Raw genomic sequence first — 17,883 nt, forward strand, 5'->3', positions numbered from 1 at the left:
GCCCGGGCGGCGAACCGCCCGGGCTGCGACGCGAACTTTCAGCGGGTCGCCGGCATGGTGGCGAACTCGCCGGCTAGCTCCGACTCGACGATCGTCGTGGCGGACGGCCGGCGACCGGCCGACGGCCGCCGGGCGGACGGGACGGCGAGGGCCGCGAGCGCGGCGGCCAGGGCGATCGCCGTGAGGACGAGAAACCCCATGGTGAAGCCGGCCTCCCGGGGCAGGCCGTTGGCCTGCGGGTTGGCGGTGATCACGCCGCTGACCACGGCGGCGCCGATCGCGCCGCCGATGGTGCGGATGTTGGCGTTCATGCCGGTCGCCACGCCGGTCTGGCTGGCGGGCACGCTGGCGACGATCAGGTTGGCCATCGACGCGAAGGCCAGGCCGATGCCGAGGCCGACCAGGCCACCGGCGATGGCGACCTCCCAGCGGGTGTCGTGCGCGGTGGCGAGCATCGCGGAGGCGGCCACGTTGAAGGTGGCACCGGTGGCGAGCTGCGCCTTGGCGCTGAAGACGGCCTGGAGCCGCCCGGCGACGAGGCCGGCGACGAACATCGCGACGAGCATCGGCAGCATGAGCAGACCGGCCTGGCTGATGCTGGCGCCGAAGCCGTAGCCGGCGATGGTCGGGGTCTGCAGGAACTGGGGAAGGAACGCGTACACGGAGAACATCGACGCGCCGTAGAGCAGGGCGACCAGGTTGGTGGTCCAGACGCCGGGCAGGCGCATCATCCGCATGTCGATCAGCGGGTTGGCCGAGCGCACCTCGGCGACCAGCCAACCGGCCAGCAGCACCACTGCCAGCGCCAGCAGACCGAGCACCCGGGTGGAGGTCCAGCCCCAGGTGGCGCCCTGGCTGATCGGCAGCAGCAGCGCGACCAGCCAGCCGGAGAGCAGCAGTGTGGCGCGCCAGTCGATGCGACCGGGGGTACGGACCGGCGACTCGGGCACGAACAGGTGCGCGGCCACGGCGGTCAGCCCGACCACGGCCATCGGGATCCAGAACAGCCAGCGGTAGTCCAGCGTGCTGACGATCGGGCCGGCCAGCACGATGCCCAGGCCACCGCCGACGGCGACGATGGCCGAGATGGCGGCCACCGCGGTGGAGACCCGTGCGGCCGGGAACTCGTCGCGGATGATGCCGAACGACAGCGGGAAGACCGCTCCGCCGATGCCCTGGACGACCCGGGCGAGGATGAGGACGCCGATGTTCGGCGCGATGGCGGCCAGCAGGCAGCCGAGGGCGAGGGCGGCGAGCGAGACGACGAGCATCCGCTCCTTGCCGATCATGTCGCCGACGCGTCCGAGGATCGGGGTGAAGATCGACGCGCTGAGCAGGTAGGCGGTCAGGACCCAGGTCACTGTGTTCTGGGAGGTGTGCAGGTCCTGCTGGATGGTCGGCAGCACCGGGGTGATCAGCGACTGGAGCATCGCGAAGAACCCGGCGCCGGCCGCGAGCACGGTGAAGGTGAGCCGACGCGAGCCGCGTCGGGAGGTCACTGCCACGAGAGAGAACTCCCTGATTACGTACGGGAATGAAGGCTTGTCGCCCGTCGTCTACGACGGGGTGGTCTGTCGGGGTCCGGGCGATCGGGGTGGCCAGGCGGCGATCGGGCGGGTCCCGAGGTAAGGTAACCGGAGGCAGGCCTCCGGGATTCCGGAGGGGTGCCTCCACTAAGCTAGCGGAGGGTCTCCTCCGGATGCAACCAGGGTGAGGTGACGCACGTCATGACCGGTGCGGGGCAGGCGCCCGAGGTCTTCGCCCAGCGGCCCAAGCGGGCCGACGCGCGGCGTAACTACGACGCCCTGATCGCGGCGGCCCGCGAGGCGTTCGCCGAGCACGGCGCCGCCGCCTCCCTGGAGGACGTGGCCCGCCGGGCCGGGGTGGGCATCGGCACGCTCTACCGCAACTTCCCGACCCGCCGGCACCTGTTCGAGGCCGTCTACGTCGAGGAGGTCCGGGCTCTCTGCCACTCCGCCGAGGGCCTGGCCGAGCTGCCACCCTGGGACGCGTTCGTCGCCTGGCTGCACCGCTTCGTCGCGTACGTCGCCACCAAGCGGGCGCTCGCCGAGCAGTTGTTGCACGACTCCGAGATCTTCGCCAGCTGCCGCACGGAGATCTTCTCCGCCGGTGAGCCGCTGATGCGTCGCGCACAGGCCGCCGGTGTGGTCCGTGACGACATCGGCTTCGACGACGTGGTGCGGCTGATCAGTGGCCTCACCATGGCCCAGTTCCCCTCACCCGAGCAGCGCGACCGGGTGCTCGGCGTGGCCCTGGACGGCCTGCGCCCGCCGGCCACGCCGCGCTGACGCCCCGTCCGACCCGGTCAGCGGTCGACCAGCAGCAGCCACTCGTCGTCGAGGCGTTCCACAGTCGTGCCCGCCGGCCAGCGGTGACCACTGTCGGCCACCGCCCGGGCCTGCTCGACCTGCGGTGGCCGGCTGAACTGTGTGTCACGGAAGCTGACCATGCCGTGGAACCGGGCCCGGCCGAAGTTCGCGGCGTCGACGAAGCGGGCCCGGTCGAACAGCGCCTCCGCGCCGAACGCCGTCCAGCGGAACAGCGCCATGTTCGTGAAACGGACCGAGTGAAAGGTGGCCGACCGGCCGAACTCGGTGTGCTCCATCGACAGGGCGCCGTCGAAGACGGCCTCCCGGAAGGTGGCGGCGTCCTCGAAGCGGGTGGCGTCGAAGCTGGTCGGCTGGCCGAAGGTCACCCGGCGAAACGAGGTCGGGCCGGTGAAGCTGGCTCGCCGGCAGGACAGGCCGCCGGGAAGGGCGGCGCCGTCGAAGCTGGCCCCACCGCCGACGCGAACGTCGTCGAGGATGACCTCGCCGTCGGCCGCGAGCCCCTCGAAGACCACCTCGTCGAGGGTCGCCGCCCCGAGTAGCAGACGCCCCCGCGCCGTCGCGCCCGCGAAGGTGGTCGTACCGGTGAACACCGCCTCGGTGAAGTTCGCGTCGACGAGCGTGCAGCCGGCGGCGTCGAAGTCGACGAGCGCGGCGCCGGCCAGGTCGAGCCTCAGCTCCGGCCAGTGCGCCGCGTCGTCCGCGCGCAGGTGTCGGGTCAGCACCCGCTGCGCGCTGCGCCGGACCTCCGTCTCGCGCGGCTCGCCGTCGGGCGCCGGCATCCGCAGGTACGCGCAGAGCACCGCCGCGATCGTCGGGCGCTGCCCCGGGTTGTCCTGACCGAGGCGCTCCAGCGCGTGCAGGCCGCCGAGGCGTACCGCCGCGCTGTCGTTGCCGAGCAGCTCGACAGCCCGGGTGTAGAGCTCGGTCAGTCGACGCTCCGCCGCGTCGTGCTCGGCGGCCCCGGACTGCCGGTCCTGGTGGCGCTGTGCGGCCTCGGCCACCGCCTCGGCGTGCGCCTGCACCCGGTCCCGGTGCACCTGGTCCCGTGCGGCGACGCTCTCCTGGTGCCGCTGCGCGCGTTCGGTGATCCACTGGCGGCGGGCGGCGAGCAGCAGCGCGAGCCCGCCGCCAGTGCCGGCGACGACGGTCAGGCCGGTGCGGATCGCGTCGATGCGCAGCGTGGCGCGGGTGTCCGGTTGGCTGGCCCGGTCGGCCTCGGTGAGTAGCAGGTCCAGCACCAGCCAGCCCAGGGCGATGGCGACCAGCAGGCCGACCAGGACCAGCCACCACGGCATCACCCGCAGCTCGCGCTCGGTGGGTTCGTCGACGGCCACGGCCACAGCATGCCAGCCACCGTCGGTGTCCGATATGGAGCGTGGCGGTATGCCCGTTTACGCCTCCGTCGGAACAACGGGTTACCGGCGCGTAACAAGTCATTGACGTTTCTGAATTGTTGCGGGGATGATCGTCGCACGGTCGACCGGACACCCCCACCCACCTGCCCGGTTCGCCGGGTGCCTCCCCCCGGAGGTGCAGCGATGCTGCTCCGAAAGACCGCCCTCGTCCTGGCCCTCGCCACCGCCGCGCTGCTCGCGTCCACCACCACGGCGACCGCCGCCCCCGCCGAACCCGCCCCGGCCACCGCCGCCCCCACGACACCCTTCGCCGCCTCGGGGGCCAACCCCGTCATCGTGGTCGGCGGGCTCAGCGGCATCGCCGTCGCGTACGAGCCGATCGCCGCCCGCCTGCGCGCCGACGGCTACCGCGCCTTCATCTACCAGCTGCCCGGGCTGGGCCTCGGTGACATCCCCACCTCGGCCCGCGCGTTCGCCGGCTACGTCAACCAGGTCCGCGCCAGCACCGGCGCGGCGAGCGTGGACGTCGTCGCCCACTCCGAAGGGGGCCTGGTCAGCCGGTACTACCTCAAGCGGCTCGGCGGCACCGCCACCGTCGGTCGGTACGTCAGCCTGGGCACACCGCAGTACGGCACGTACGTCGCCAACATCGTGGCGTTCCTGGGTCTGGGCAGCTGCGCCGGCGTCGTGGCCTGCCAACAGATGACCATCGGCTCGGCGTTCCTCGCCGACCTCAACGCCGGCGACGACACCCCGGGCGCGGTGCGCTACACCACCATCCGCACCCTGCAGGACGAGTTGGTCCGGCCGACCGGGAACGCCGCCGTCAACGACGGTGCGACGAACGTGCTGGTCCAGGCGTACTGCCCGCTGCGGGTGGTGGGGCACCTCGGCCTGGTGCTCGACGGCACGGCGTACACCATCGTGCGCGGCGCCCTGGTCGACGGCCCGGTGCGACCCAACTGCCTCGCGCTCTGACCCGGTGCGGTGCGGTGGTCCCGGAGGGGACCGCCGCACCGCACCCGCGACGCTGAGTGTCGGGTGCGCGACGATCCCGCCAAACGGTGTGGCAGACATCAGACGTCCTCGATAGCCTGCTCCGGCTGTCCATCCCCGACAGTGGACGCCATCCTCCGAGAAGGAGCAGCGCTCATGACCGAGCCGCCCACAGTGCCGCCGGAGAACACCCCGCCGACCGTGCCGCAGCTCGACGTCCGGGCCGCCCAACCGCCGTCGGCCGACACCCCGCCGCCCACCGGCGGGTTCGCCGACCGCCCACCGGGCTACCCCAGCGCGCTGGTCTGGCTGCGCGCCGGGATCCTGCGGGACTGGCGCGGCGTGCTCGGCGCGTTCCTCGCCACCTGGTTCTACCTGCCGGTCGCGCTGCTCCTGGCGGTCTGGGGCGGTCTCACGTTCGGCATCGTCGGGCTCTTCGCCGTCGGGACCGGCGCCGACGACCAGGTGCCCCAGGTGCTGCGCGACGCCCCGCTGATCGGCTCCCTGGTCGAGGCGTTCCTGACCCGCTCCGGCGGGTTGCTCGGCGGCGTCGCCGGCTTCGCCATCGGCTTCCTGGTCGGCTTCCTCGCCGTGCTGGCCCTGCCCTGGATGGGCGTCGCCGACGAGCCCTTCGCGCTGCTCACCGGCCTGATCGGCACCGTCGTCGCGGCGGCGCTGATCGGGGTCCTCTACACGCTCTACCGGGTGCTGCTCGAACCCCGCCTGCTTGTCGTCTCAGGCGCGCGCCAGCCCAGCCGCCGCGAGTACGCGCGGCTGCGCCCCATCCTCGACGACTGCGCCCGACGACTCGGTCTGCCCAGCGTGCCCCGGCTGCTCATGGAGGACGACCCGGTCCTGAGCAACGCCCGCACGTACGCCCGACACGTGGTGGTCACCACCGCAGTGCTGACCGAACCGGACGACGAGGTGGCCGCGCTGCTCAGCCACGAGCTGGTGCACTGGCGCACCGGGGACGAGATCACCAGCGCCTTCGTCCGCGGTGTCGGCCTGCCGCTGACCCTCGCGCACGCCCTGCCGACCTGGCTGATGCGGACGTTCCCACACCCGGGCACCAACTTCGTGGTCTTCGTGTTCTTCTGGCCGGTGCTGCTCACCATGCGGTACGTGGTGCTGCCACTGCACGCCCGTGACGTGCGGGCGGCCGAGTACCGGGCCGACCTCGGCGCCGTGCTCACCGGGCACGTCGACGGGTTGCGGCGCATCCTGGAACGGCGGCTGTCCTTCGAGACCGGCCGCAGCGGCTGGGACGAGGCGGTCTGCGCCACCCACCCGCCGCACGAGCTGCGGCTCGACGCGCTGGAGCGGGCGTCGCTGGCCGGTGCGCCCGACCTCGTCACCGTCGACCGGCTGTTCAACTCCGCCGGCCCGGTCGGCACCCGCCGCACCTGGCTGCTGGTCGGCGCCCTCACAGTGGCCGCCTGCCTCGGCACCAGCGGACTCGGCGTGGTGCAGTGGGCGTTCTTCCGGCCCCAGGCGGCGATCGACGGCTACTTCTCCGCGCTCGCCGCCCGGGACAGCGACGCCGCCCTCGGCTACCTGACCGACCAGGGCAGCGACACCGACACCAAGCTTCTCGCTCAACTGCTGCGCGGCAAGGGCTACCAACCACCGACCGACGTCGAGATCAGCTCGCTGGAGCGCGACGGCGACAGCGCCAAGGCCACAGTGGCGTACCGGCTGGGTGACACGCGGGAGACCACCACCCTCACCCTGCGCCGCGAGGACGAGACCACCGCCGGGCTGTTCCACGGCTGGCGGTTGAGCGGCGGGCCGACCCCGCTCAACGCCGCGATCGCCGACCCCGGGGTACGGCTCAACGGGGTGGAGTTGCCGGTCGCCACCGAGGGCGCCCCGCTGGTGCTGTTGCCCGGCGGCTACACCGCTACCGGCCCGTCCAGTGCGCTCAGCGAGACGCCGAGTACGACCATGCTGGTCGGCCCGGGGGAGACCGCCGCCGTCCTGCAACTGGCGCCGGTGCTCAAGCCGGCGGCGACCGAGGCCGTCGAGGCGCAGGTACGCGCCTGGTTGGACGAGTGCGTCAAGCAGACCGTGGCCGCTCCGCCGGGCTGCCCGTTCCGCTACTACGGCGGCTCCACCCAGAAGATCACCTGGAAGATCCTGGAGTACCCGAAACTCGCCGTCGAACTCACCGGCCCGGCCAGCGCCCAGGTCTCCACCCCGACCGAGACCCAGGGCAGGGTGGAGGCCAGTGGCACTACCACCTACTTCGGCGGCAGCTCACCGTTCAAGGACGACAACGCGTTCACCGTCACGGGCGTCGCCACCGCCGACGGCGACAACGTGACCTTCCGACCCGCCGCCGACTGACCGGGAGACAGACAGTGACCGACAGCGACACCGCAGCCCGGCTGCCCGTCCGGCTGACCATCAACCCCCGGCAGCGGCAGCCTCCGTCGGTCGACCTGCTGACCTGGATCCACCGCCGCCCCGAGTATCGGCCGGGAGTCCGTCCGGCCGGCGGCGGCGGTGGCCGGCCGGGCTTCAGCGACGCGGTGATCATCGCGGTGCTGGCCCAGGGGCTGCTCCCGGGGCTGTTCAACCTGTTGCAGTCCTGGGTGGACCAGCAGCGCACCGAGGCCAGCATCCGGATCCAGACCGGGGACACCGAGGTGGAGTTGCAGGTGAGCGGTCGGACCGACTCCGCTCGCCTGCTGGCCCAGGCGACCGAGGCGCTACGCGCTGCCCGGGAGCCCGGTCCGGAGCGGGGTTCGGAGCCCGGCCCGGACGCCGCCGGATGACCCGACGGCGTCCGGAGCGGTGGGTCAGCTCGCCTTGGCGAGCGCCTCGAACTCGTCGTCGGTGAGCCGCACGTCGGCCGCGCCGACGTTCTCCTCCAGGTGCGCCACCGAGGACGTGCCAGGGATCGGCAGCATCACCGGCGAGCGACGCAGCAGCCAGGCCAACGCGAGCTGCGCGGGTGACGCGCCGTGCGCGGTGGAGATGGCGTCCAGCGGGCCACCCGGGCGGGCCAGCTCACCGGTGGCGATCGGGAACCACGGGATGAACGCGAGGTCGTTGCGCTCGCAGAACTCCAGCACGTCCTCGGCGCTGCGGTTGGCGAGGTTGTACAGGTTCTGCACCGACGCGATCGTGGTGATCGCCCGGGACTCCTCGATCTGTGCGACGCTCACCTCGGACAGCCCGATGTGCTGGATCTTGCCTTCCTCCCGCAGCAGGGCCAGCTCACCGAGCTGGTCGGCGAGCGGCACCAACGGGTCGATCCGGTGCAGCTGGTACAGCGGGATGCTGTCCAGGCCGAGGTGACGCAGGCTCAGCTCGCACTGCTGGCGCAGGTACTCCGGGCGGCCCAACGCCCGCCAGTCGCCGGGGCCGGAGCGGCTCAGCCCGGCCTTGGTCGCGATCACCAGGTCGTCGGCGTACGGGTGCAGCGCCTCCCGGATCAGCAACTCCGACACGAACGGCCCGTACGAGTCGGCCGTGTCGATGAACGTCACGCCCAGCTCGACCGCACGGCGCAGCACGCGTACCGCCTCGGCCGGGTCCTTCGGGTCACCCCAGACACCCGGGCCGGTGATCTGCATGGCCCCGTAGCCGAGCCGGTTGACTGTGACGTCGCCGCCGATCCGGTACGTGCCGGACGCCTTCGCGGGCTGCTCACTGATATTTGTCGCCATTGCCCGATCCCCAATCGTCTCGTCGTGGCGGGCGTGGACAGCGCGGGCGTGAAGAGCCCACCCGCCACCGATGGATCATCCCCCGGAACCTCCACGCCATGCCGCCGGTCGGCCGAGTGTGGGCGCGGACACGCCGTCAGCGCGCCGAACCGAGTTGCCGGGAAGCGCCCGGTACGACCGGGGTGTCCGTGCGACGCTGGCCGGAGCCGGTGCGTTCCGGCGCGACGGCGGAGGGAGCACCCATGGGAGTGCCACAGGTCAACTTCGCGCTCGACACGTACGAGTGCATCGTGATCTATCCCGGCGCGGCCGGGCGGGCCCTGCCCGCGGAGACCGTGCAGCGGTTGCAGGCCGAGCACGCCGAACACATGCAGGCGTTGCAGCGACGCGGCATCGTCCTGGTCGCCGGCTCGGTGGACGGGCCGGCGCGCGAGCCGGATCCGCCGATCGGCTTCGGGCTGGCCCGCACCGGCAGCGTCGACGATGTCCGCAGCGTCCTGGAGGCCGACCCGGCGGTGCAGGCCGGGCTCTACCGGGTGGAGGTGCTGACCTTCCTCTGCCCGGCCGGTTCCCTGGAGTTCCCGCTGGTCAAGGCGGGCAGCTGAGCCGCCGGTCCATCGGTGGCTGTCGTGATGATGACGGCGCTCGCCCGCCTGCCGGTGTTACGGTCGCGCCCAGCGCGGGCCGCCGCCGGGGCGTACCCGGTGTCGTGGGTCGGCCCCGGTCGAGGAGTCGCCATGCTCTCCGCCGCCACCCCCGATGTCGCCTCCGCCGCCGCCCGACTGCGTGCCCTGCTCGGCGACCGGCTGCACGAGCCGGGCGATCCGGGTTACGCCACCACCACCCGGCTCTGGAACGGCGCTGTGGCGCGCACGCCCGCGCTGGTCGCCAGGTGCCAGGATTCCGACGAGGTGGCCGAGGCGGTCCGCATCGCCAACCGGTGCCACCTGCCCCTCTCGGTCCGCTCCGGAGGGCACGACTGGGCCGGTCGGGCGCTGCGCGACGGCGCTCTGGCGCTCGACCTGACCGGGCTGCGCGCCGTTCGGGTCGATCCGGACGCGGCCTCGGTGACCATCGGCGGCGGCACCACGGCGGCCGAGCTGCTCGCCGCCGCCCGCCCGTACGACCTGGTGGTCCCCACCGGCGTGGTCGGCGCCGTGGGGATGGCCGGGCTCACCCTCGCCGGCGGGTACGGCCCGCTGTGCGGCCGGTTCGGTCTGGCAGTGGACAGTCTGCTCGGCGCGGAGGTGGTTCTCGCCGACGGCCGCCGGGTCACCGCCGACCCCCGGCACGACGCCGAGCTGTACTGGGCGCTGCGCGGCGGCGGTGGCAACCTCGGCATCGTCACCGAGCTGCGCTTCCGCGCGCACCGGCTGCCCGGCGTGCTGGCCGGCATGATCATGTTCGCGCTCTCCGAGGCACCGGCCGTGCTGCGCGGCTACGGCGCGCTGGTCGCCGAGGCGCCGGACGAGCTGACCGTGATGGCCGGCTTCCTGCCCGGCCCGGCCGGCGAGCCGGTGATTTTCGTCTGCCCGTTCTACAGCGGTCCCGACCTGGACGCCGGGGCGCCGTGGATGGACCGGCTGCGCGCGCTGGGCACCCCGCTGGTCGACCAGATCGGCCCGATGCCGTACGCGGACGCGCTGCGGATGTTCGACGGTGGGATGGTCGACGGCAACCACTACCTGCTGCGGACCCGGTGGTTGCCCACGCTCACCGACGGCGCGGTGGACACGCTCGTCGACGCGGCCCGGCAGGTCACCTCACCGTTCTCCGCGCTGGCCGTGCACCACTTCCACGGCGCGGCCACCCGGGTCCGACCCGCCGACACGGCGTTCGGGCTGCGCACCGATCACCTGATGGCCGAGATCATCGCGGTGTGGGCGCCCGGCGACCAGGCCGGTCCGCACCGCGAGTGGGCCGAGCGGACCTCTGCGGCGCTCGCCCCGCAGGCCCTGCCCGGTGGTTACCCCAACCTGCTCGCCCCGGAGGAGACCGACCGGGTCCGGCTCGCCTACGGCGCGAACTGGGCGCGGCTGCGCCACGCCAAGCGCCGCTACGACCCCCGCTACCTGCTGCACGCGGTGCCCACCCTGCCACCCCCGGAGCGCCCGCGGTGAGCCGCCGCCGGGAGCACCCCGACAGCGCACGCCAACAGAGGCGTACGATTCCCGGCGCGCGGTCGCTGATGCCCGTCGCCACAACGTTCCCGGTGCGGTTCCGCCCGCCGGCCCGACGCGCACCGCGCGTCGTTGGACACCTGTTCCACTGCCTGCAAGGGGTCGGCCCCGAGTCCGACCTGAAGGAGAGACTAGCCTGATGGGCGTGACACGCCGCGCGAAGATCGTCTGCACTCTTGGTCCCGCCACCTCGTCCCCGGAGCGCATCCGGGGTCTCGTCGAGGCCGGCATGAACGTGGCGAGGCTCAACTTCAGCCACGGCAGCCACGCCGACCACGAGGCGGTCTACCGACTGGTCCGGGAGGCGTCGGAGGCGACAGGTAAGCCGGTCGCCGTCCTCGCCGACCTGCAAGGCCCCAAGATCCGGCTCGGTCGGTTCGCCGACGGCCCGCACGAGTGGCGCACCGGTGACTCGGTCGTGATCACCGGCGACGACGTGATCGGCACCAAGGAGCGGGTCTCCTGCACCTACACGAAGCTGCCCCACGAGGTGAAGCCCGGCGACCGGCTGCTGATCGACGACGGCCGGGTCGCCGTCGAGGTCACCGACGTCACCGGCAACGACATCCGCTGCCTCGTCACCGAGGGTGGCCCGGTCTCCAACAACAAGGGCGTGTCGCTGCCCAACGTGGCGGTCAGCGTGCCCGCCATGTCGGACAAGGACGCCGAGGACCTGCGCTTCTCCCTGGGTCTCGGCGTCGACCTGGTCGCGCTCTCCTTCGTCCGCTCCGCCGAGGACATCAAGCTCGTCCACAACATCATGGCCGAGGAGGGCGTCTTCCGGCCGGTGCTCGCCAAGGTCGAGAAGCCGGAGGCGGTGGAGCACCTGGAGGCCATCGTGCTGGCCTTCGACGGCGTCATGGTCGCCCGCGGCGACCTCGGTGTCGAGATGCCGCTGGACGAGGTCCCGCTGGTGCAGAAGCGCGCCGTGCAGCTGTGCCGGGAGAACGCCAAGCCCGTCATCGTGGCCACCCAGATGCTCGACTCCATGATCGAGAACTCCCGCCCCACCCGGGCGGAGGCCTCCGACGTCGCCAACGCGGTGCTCGACGGCGCGGACGCGGTGATGCTCTCCGGCGAGACCAGCGTCGGCAAGTACCCGGTGCTCACCGTCAGCACCATGGCCAAGATCGTGACGACCACCGAGGCCGGTTCCATCGGCGTGCCGCGGTTGCAGCACGACCCGCGTACCCACGGTGGCGCCCTCACCGTCGCCGCCTCGTCGATCGCCCGGGCCATCAACGCCAAGGCGCTCGTCGCCTTCTCGCAGACCGGCGACACCGTGCGACGGCTGTCCCGCCTGCACTGCGACCTGCCGCTGCTGGCCTTCACGCCGGTCCCCGAGGTGCGCGACCAGCTCGCCCTCACCTGGGGCGTGGAGACCTTCCTGATGCCGTTCGTGCAGCACACCGACGACATGTTCCGCCAGGTCGACCAGGCGCTGCTCGGCCTCGACCGGGCCAACCCCGGTGACTACGTGGTGATCGTCGCGGGTAGCCCGCCCGGCACCCCCGGCTCGACCAACACGCTGCGCGTACACCAGCTCGGCTCGCTGGTCGACGCCGCGTCGGCGCGGGCCCTGCAGTGAGCGACGGTCGGGTCGCGGTCGGCCAGGCGGCGGTGGACCAGCTGCTGGAAGTGCTGGACCTCGACCCGACCGGGGAGATGACCTTCCGGGGGATGAGCCCCCCGGTCGGTCCACAACGGGTGTACGGCGGCCAGGTCGCCGGTCAGGCCCTGGTCGCCGCCGGCCGCACCGTCGACCCGGAGCGGTTCGTGCACTCGCTGCACGGCTACTTCGTCCGCCCCGGCGACCCGGTCGAACCGATCGCGTACGAGGTGGAGAACATCCGCGACGGCCGGTCCTTCTCGGTCCGCCGCGCGGTCGCCCTCCAGCACGGCAAGCCGATCTTCTTCATGTCGGCGTCGTTCCAGCGGGCCGAGGAGGGGCTCGACCACCAGGCCCCGGCCCCGCTGGACGTGCCCCCGCCGCAGGAGGTGCCGACGATGACCGACCGGCTCTCCCGCTACCCGGAGCGGCTGGGCATCTGGGGCCAGATCCCACGACCGATCGACGTGCGCTACGTGGGCGAGCCCGGCTGGGTCCGCCCCGGCGACCGGCCCGCCGACCCGCACCAGCGCGTCTGGATGCGCATCGACGGCAAACTGCCCGACGACCCCCTGCTGCACGCCTGCGCGCTCACCTACGCCTCGGACCTCACCCTGCTGGACTCGGTGCTCTCCGCGCACGGCGAGGTGTGGGGGCCGGGCGGGTTGGTCGGCGCGAGCCTGGACCACGCGCTGTGGTTCCACAGGCCGTTCCGGGCCGACGAGTGGTTCCTCTACGACTGCCTCAGCCCGTCGGCGTCCGGCGCGCGTGGGCTGGCCACCGGCCGGATGTTCACCACTGACGGCCAGCAGATCGCCAGCGCCGTCCAGGAAGGTCTGCTGCGCCGCGTCGGCGCCTGACGTTGCCGCTCGTCCCCGCCAGGCAACTGGCGGGGATGACGTGGTTCAGGGCTGGTAGATGGCTTCGCCGGCGATCTCGATCTGCACCGTCTTGCCGACCAGCACCCCGCCGCTCTCCAGGACGACATTCCAGAGCAGGCCGTAGTCCTCACGGTTCATCTCGGCCGTCGCGCTGAATCCGAAGATGTTCTGCCCGTACGGATCCTGACGAGCGCCACCAAAATTCACCTCCAGGTCGACGGCCCGGGTGATCCCCTTCACGGTCAACTCACCGGTAAGAACGAATCGCCCGGGAATACCGTCGGACTGCGGCGGAACAATGTGACTTCGGCCTCGTCCGCCCAACCGGTGGTTGCGCAGACGCGCCCACTGGAATATGGGGTCCTCGTTGCCCTGCCACCTAATGCCCGTGCTTCGATATTCGAGGGTGGGAAAACGCTCGACGTCGAGGAAGTCGGCACTCTTCAGATGCGTGTCCCGGTCGACACTTCCGGTGGTGATGCTGGCCGACATGATGGTGGCCGTCACCGAGGACAGCAGCGGGTCCTCCGCCACGAAAATCTCCGCCGTGGCCTCGGCGAACTCGCCGCGCACCGGGCTCACCATCATGTGCCGGGACAGGAAACCGATCCGCTTGTGCGCCTGATCGAGAAGATAGGAGCCGGCCACCGGGATGGTCATGCCGTCCCAGGTGCGTGTGGCGATATCGGTCATCGTGTTGCCTTCCCCCCGAGCACACCCGGGTGTTTATCAATATGTTGCTCGCGGCCGGGTAAACGGCCGGACATTCGTACTCCCGCCCAGCATAGGGACGCTCCGGACCGGCATTTCGGCCGCCACCGTAGGGTGGATCATGACGTACTTCACCATTCCCTGCCGGCGGCCGTTCATCGGTCCCGGCCGGCGACCCGGACGGGCGTCAGCGGCGCTACTTTCCATCGATGCGTGGCCGATCGGCCGAGGGTCGCCCGCCCGCCCGGCTGACCAGCGACTAACCTTGCCGACATGCGCCTCTCCGCTCGGGTCGACTATGCCCTCCGCGCGGCCGCCGAGCTTGCCGCGACGGCCAGCGGCCCCGGGCGCGGCCGGCCGGTGACGGCCGACCAGATCGCCCGCGCCCAGGAGATCCCGCCGAAGTTCCTGGAGAGCATCCTTCTGCAGCTGCGCCGGGGCGGCATCGTGCACGCTCAGCGTGGCCCGGAGGGCGGCTACTGGCTGGCCCGCCCCGCCGGGGAGATCTCCCTCGCCGAGGTCATCCGGGTGATCGACGGGCCTCTCGCCCACGTACGCGGGCAACGCCCCGAGCAACTCGGCTACCACGGCCCGGCCCACGCCCTCCAGGAGGTCTGGATCGCGCTACGGGCAAGCGAGCGGGAGATCCTGGAGCTGGTCAGCGTCGCCGACGTGGCCGCCGGCACCCTGCCCGCACGGGTCACCGAGCTGGCCGCCGACCCACGCGCCTGGATCTGAGCGCCGGCTCGCCTCCCGGCTCCACGTCACCTGGTCGCTGCCTTCTTCGCCTGGATCTGCACGCCGGCTAGGTTCCGCCGCTCGGTTCCCGGCCTCGCGCCACGGGCCGCCGACCCGGCGCACCGCCCGGCGCGTCCCATCCACCGATCGGGGGCTTGACCCCGGCTGCCCCATCCCGCATTGTCGACCAAGTCGATAGGAGATGCCGAAAAGTCTGGGGGCGCTCGTGCGCAAGCTGTTGGTCCTCGCTCTGGTCGGGCTCGTCGCGCAACTGATCGATGGTTCGCTCGGCATGGCATACGGCTTGACCTCGTCCACTCTGCTGCTGGTCGCCGGAGTCGCCCCGGCCGCCGCCTCGGCATCGGTGCACCTGGCCGAGATCGGCACCACGCTCGCCGCCGGGGTCGCGCACTGGCGGTTCGGCAACGTCGACTGGCGGGTGGTGACCCGCATCGCCCTACCCGGCGCTGTCGGCGCCTTCGCCGGCGCCACACTGCTCAGCTCGATCTCCACCGAGGCCGCCGCACCGTGGATGGCCGGCATTCTCTTCACGCTCGGCGCGTACCTCCTGATCCGCTTCGCCCGGCCACTGCGCACCGACCGGGTCGGCGGACGGCTCCGCAGTCGTTTCCTCGGCCCCCTGGGCCTGGTCGCCGGCTTCGTCGACGCGACCGGCGGCGGCGGATGGGGCCCGGTGGCCACCCCCGCGCTGCTGGTCTCCGGCCGCATGGAACCCCGCAAGGTGATCGGCTCGGTCGACACCTCCGAGTTCGTCGTGGCCGGCGCGGCCAGCATCGGCTTCCTGATCGGGCTGGGCTCGGAGGGATTCCTGCTCCCCACCGTCGCCGCACTGCTCATCGGCGGGCTCATCGCCGCCCCGCTGGCCGCCTGGCTGGTCCGAATCGTGCCCGCCCAACTGCTCGGCGCGGCAGTCGGCGGCGTGATCGTGCTGACCAACGCCCGCACCCTGATCCGCTCCGCCGAACTGGACGGTCCGGCCCGCCCCGCCCTGTACGCCCTGCTCGCCGCCGGCTGGCTGGCCGCCCTGGTGTTTGCCGTACGCGCCCTACGCCGTACCCGCCGCGCCCGCGCCGAGGCCGCCGAAGCCGCCGCTGCTCCCGCCGCCGCTGCCGGTGTGCCCGCCGAGGCCGCCGCCGCCGCGTCCGCCGGCGAGGTGCCGGCCGATCTGGCCACCACCGGTACGGCCACCCCACGCTGAACCCCGGTTGCGCCCACCCGCCGATGCCGGGTTAGGGCGTGAGCAGGGTGTCGGCCGCCTCGGAGAGCAGGCTCCAGGCTTCGTCGATGTGCGCTTCGGTGCTCTGGGGTGAGCCGACCGCCAGCCGCAGCGTGTAGCGGCCGGCGACCCGGGTGTGCGTGAGGTGCACCCGTCCGGTGGCGTTCACCGCGGCCAGCAACGCCGCGTTGGTGTCGTCGTCGGCGCACAGTCGGAAGCAGACCAGTGAGAACGGGTGTGCCGCTGCCAACTCGAACCGGTCGTCGGCGCGGACCCGCTCGGCGAACCGTTCGGCCAGCGCCACCCCGGAGCGGATGTGTGCCCGCAGCCCTTCGGCGCCGTACCAGCGCAGCACGAACCACAGCTTGAGGGACCGGAACCGCCGGCCCAGCGGCACCTGCCAGTCCCGGTAGTCGATCACCGCGCCGGATTCGGAGGCAGCGTTGCGCAGGAACTCCGGCAGTACGGTCAGCGCCTCGATCAGTTCGGCCCGGTCGGCCACCCAGAACGCGTCGCAGTCGAAGCCGGTGAGCAGCCACTTGTGCGGGTCGAAGCAGTAGGAGTCGGCGTACTCCAGGCCGGCGTGCGTCCAGCGCAGTTCGGGGCAGACGGCGGCGGCGCCCGCGTACGCGGCGTCCACGTGCAGCCAGATCCCGTACTCGGCGCAGATGGCCCCGATCTCCGGCAGCGGGTCGACGGCGGTGGTGGAGGTGGTGCCGATGGTCGCCACCACGATGGCCGGCACGTCACCGGCGGCCAGGTCGGCCTCGATGGCGGCCCGCAGCGCGCCCGGCAGCATCGCCTGGGTGTCCGGGCCCACCTCGATCGACCGGATTCCGTCGCTGCCCAGCCCGGCGATCCGTACCGCCTTCTCGATGGACGAGTGCCCGTGGACGGAGGTGTACGCGCGGTAACGCCGGTCGATGCCGGTGTGCCGCCAGCGGCCGCCGCTGGCCCGGTGCAGTGCGGTCAGGGTGGCCACGAGCGTCGCCGAGGAGGCCGAGTCCTGGATGACCCCACCGCCGGCGCCGGTGGAGCGGAACCGCTGTGGCAGGTCCAGCAGGTGGGCCAGCCAGTCCATCATCACCGTCTCCAGCTCGGTGCAGGCCGGACTGGAGGCCCAGAGCATCCCTTGGACGCCGAGCCCGGAGCTGACCAGGTCGCCGAGCACGCTCGGGCCGGAGGTGTTGCCGGGGAAGTAGCCGAAGAAGCCGGGGTGCTGCCAGTGGGTCAGCCCCGGTACGACGATCGAGTCCAGGTCGGCGAGGATCGCCTCGACCGGTTCGCCGCCGGTGGTGGGTGGCTCGCGGGGCAGGGCGGCGGCCACCGTGCCCGGGGGGTCGGCCGGGGCGACCGGTCGTTGCTCCACTGTCTCCCAGTAGTCGGCGATCCAGTCGACGACGGCGTGGCCTGCTCGACGGAACTCGTCAGGGTCCATGTGGTGAGCGCTCACCCCGACGAGTTGATCAGGCATCGATCGCTGGGGCAAGACCCGAAGGAAGTAACAACCATCGATGTTGCATGGCGGAAAGCGCTTGCCTTACGATGCGCGGTGAGTCGGATCCGTGAGTTCCAGGGCGTTTCACCCCGATCAGATCGCCGTCCGCCGCCGTCGCGGTGGGTCGGGTCCACTGTGCTTCCCGGGCAGGGCCGGTGGGTCGTAGCGATCATCACCGGATCCCCGGAGGCAGTGCATGCACCCGTCCAGACATCGGCTGATCCTGCTCGCCGCCACGACGGCGGCCACCGTCGTGGCCGGCACCCTCGGCACGGTCGTCGCCTCGGCCGCCGCCGTCGGCTGCCGGATCGACTATCAGATCACCAACCAGTGGCAGGGCGGCTTCGGCGCCAACGTCACAGTCACCAACCTCGGCGACCCGGTCAACGGGTGGACCGTCACCTGGTCGTACGCCGCAGGCCAACAGGTCACCCAGGCGTGGAACGCCACCGTCACCCAGACCGGCGCGCAGGTGACCGCGCGCAACGTCGACCACAACACCGCCATCGCCACGAACGGCAGCGCGTCGTTCGGCTTCAACGGTTCGTGGACCGGCAGCAACCCGGTGCCGGGCAGCTTCGCGCTCAACGGCACCACCTGCACCGGAGCGCCACCCACCGACGAGCCGACCACCCCGCCACCCACCACCC

The 17,883-nt window shown here is 72.2% G+C and carries 16 protein-coding genes; 11 read left to right on the plus strand and 5 right to left on the minus strand.

Annotation, left to right across the window (positions count from 1 at the left end; genetic code table 11):
* Window positions 1-38: 38 nt before the first annotated feature.
* On the minus strand, window positions 39-1,505 hold the full coding sequence (locus tag PSH03_RS26015; RefSeq protein WP_238690675.1) for an MFS transporter: 1,467 nt from the start codon (window positions 1,503-1,505) through the stop codon (window positions 39-41).
* Between the two features lie 222 nt (window positions 1,506-1,727).
* Between PSH03_RS26015 and PSH03_RS26020 the strand changes: the two genes are divergently transcribed.
* Window positions 1,728-2,309 carry a TetR/AcrR family transcriptional regulator gene (locus PSH03_RS26020; protein ID WP_238690676.1) on the plus strand — a complete coding sequence of 194 codons (582 nt, stop codon included), beginning with the start codon at window positions 1,728-1,730 and terminating at the stop codon, window positions 2,307-2,309.
* Between the two features lie 17 nt (window positions 2,310-2,326).
* On the opposite strand, the gene PSH03_RS32950 is transcribed toward PSH03_RS26020, so the two are convergent.
* Window positions 2,327-3,685, minus strand: a complete 1,359-nt coding sequence (locus PSH03_RS32950; RefSeq protein WP_238690677.1) for a pentapeptide repeat-containing protein — start codon at window positions 3,683-3,685, stop codon at window positions 2,327-2,329.
* A gap of 204 nt (window positions 3,686-3,889) precedes the next feature.
* Between PSH03_RS32950 and PSH03_RS26030 the strand changes: the two genes are divergently transcribed.
* From PSH03_RS26030 to PSH03_RS26040, 3 genes are all read left to right on the plus strand, one after another.
* The gene (locus PSH03_RS26030) at window positions 3,890-4,684 is read left to right on the plus strand and encodes an esterase/lipase family protein (protein WP_238690678.1); all 795 of its coding nucleotides are present in this window, start codon (window positions 3,890-3,892) and stop codon (window positions 4,682-4,684) included.
* Window positions 4,685-4,858: 174 nt separating this feature from the next.
* Complete coding sequence (locus tag PSH03_RS26035) at window positions 4,859-7,051, plus strand: M48 family metalloprotease (protein WP_238690679.1); 2,193 nt, start codon at window positions 4,859-4,861, stop codon at window positions 7,049-7,051.
* Between the two features lie 14 nt (window positions 7,052-7,065).
* Window positions 7,066-7,482, plus strand: a complete 417-nt coding sequence (locus PSH03_RS26040; protein ID WP_210786220.1) for an effector-associated constant component EACC1 — start codon at window positions 7,066-7,068, stop codon at window positions 7,480-7,482.
* Between the two features lie 24 nt (window positions 7,483-7,506).
* Here the strand turns inward: PSH03_RS26040 and PSH03_RS26045 are convergent, their stop codons facing one another.
* Window positions 7,507-8,379: an aldo/keto reductase gene (locus PSH03_RS26045; protein WP_210786219.1), complete on the minus strand. Its 873-nt coding sequence runs from the start codon at window positions 8,377-8,379 to the stop codon at window positions 7,507-7,509.
* Between the two features lie 242 nt (window positions 8,380-8,621).
* Here PSH03_RS26045 and PSH03_RS26050 point away from each other — a divergent pair, with 242 nt between their 5' ends.
* The 4 genes from PSH03_RS26050 to PSH03_RS26065 all read left to right on the plus strand — a co-directional run bounded on the left by PSH03_RS26050 (window position 8,622) and on the right by PSH03_RS26065 (window position 13,028).
* Window positions 8,622-8,984, plus strand: coding sequence for a YciI family protein (locus tag PSH03_RS26050; protein ID WP_091407872.1), 363 nt, complete (start codon window positions 8,622-8,624; stop codon window positions 8,982-8,984).
* Between the two features lie 132 nt (window positions 8,985-9,116).
* Window positions 9,117-10,499 (plus strand): FAD-binding oxidoreductase, encoded by a 1,383-nt coding sequence (locus PSH03_RS26055; RefSeq protein ID WP_210786218.1) that lies wholly within the window; start codon window positions 9,117-9,119, stop codon window positions 10,497-10,499.
* A 199-nt stretch (window positions 10,500-10,698) separates the two neighbouring features.
* On the plus strand, window positions 10,699-12,147 hold the full coding sequence (gene pyk / locus PSH03_RS26060; RefSeq protein ID WP_210786217.1) for a pyruvate kinase: 1,449 nt from the start codon (window positions 10,699-10,701) through the stop codon (window positions 12,145-12,147).
* Window positions 12,144-13,028 carry an acyl-CoA thioesterase gene (locus tag PSH03_RS26065; protein ID WP_210786216.1) on the plus strand — a complete coding sequence of 295 codons (885 nt, stop codon included), beginning with the start codon at window positions 12,144-12,146 and terminating at the stop codon, window positions 13,026-13,028. The genes pyk and PSH03_RS26065 overlap by 4 nt, the downstream gene beginning before the upstream one ends.
* Window positions 13,029-13,073: 45 nt before the next feature.
* On the opposite strand, the gene PSH03_RS26070 is transcribed toward PSH03_RS26065, so the two are convergent.
* Complete coding sequence (locus PSH03_RS26070; RefSeq protein WP_210786215.1) at window positions 13,074-13,742, minus strand: YceI family protein; 669 nt, start codon at window positions 13,740-13,742, stop codon at window positions 13,074-13,076.
* A 291-nt stretch (window positions 13,743-14,033) separates the two neighbouring features.
* On the opposite strand from PSH03_RS26070, the gene PSH03_RS26075 reads away from it, so the two are divergent.
* Both PSH03_RS26075 and PSH03_RS26080 read left to right on the plus strand, forming a co-directional pair.
* Window positions 14,034-14,498, plus strand: coding sequence for an RrF2 family transcriptional regulator (locus PSH03_RS26075; RefSeq protein ID WP_210786214.1), 465 nt, complete (start codon window positions 14,034-14,036; stop codon window positions 14,496-14,498).
* A 226-nt stretch (window positions 14,499-14,724) separates the two neighbouring features.
* Complete coding sequence (locus PSH03_RS26080) at window positions 14,725-15,717, plus strand: sulfite exporter TauE/SafE family protein (protein ID WP_210786213.1); 993 nt, start codon at window positions 14,725-14,727, stop codon at window positions 15,715-15,717.
* A 31-nt stretch (window positions 15,718-15,748) separates the two neighbouring features.
* Here the strand turns inward: PSH03_RS26080 and PSH03_RS26085 are convergent, their stop codons facing one another.
* The gene (locus PSH03_RS26085; protein WP_238690680.1) at window positions 15,749-17,188 is read right to left on the minus strand and encodes a pyridoxal-dependent decarboxylase; all 1,440 of its coding nucleotides are present in this window, start codon (window positions 17,186-17,188) and stop codon (window positions 15,749-15,751) included.
* Between the two features lie 241 nt (window positions 17,189-17,429).
* Between PSH03_RS26085 and PSH03_RS26090 the strand changes: the two genes are divergently transcribed.
* On the plus strand, window positions 17,430-17,883 hold a 454-nt coding region (locus PSH03_RS26090; RefSeq protein WP_238690681.1), incomplete at its 3' end, for a cellulose-binding domain-containing protein.

Origin of the sequence: Micromonospora salmantinae (assembly GCF_022230905.1) — a bacterium.
Classification (GTDB): domain Bacteria; phylum Actinomycetota; class Actinomycetes; order Mycobacteriales; family Micromonosporaceae; genus Micromonospora; species Micromonospora salmantinae.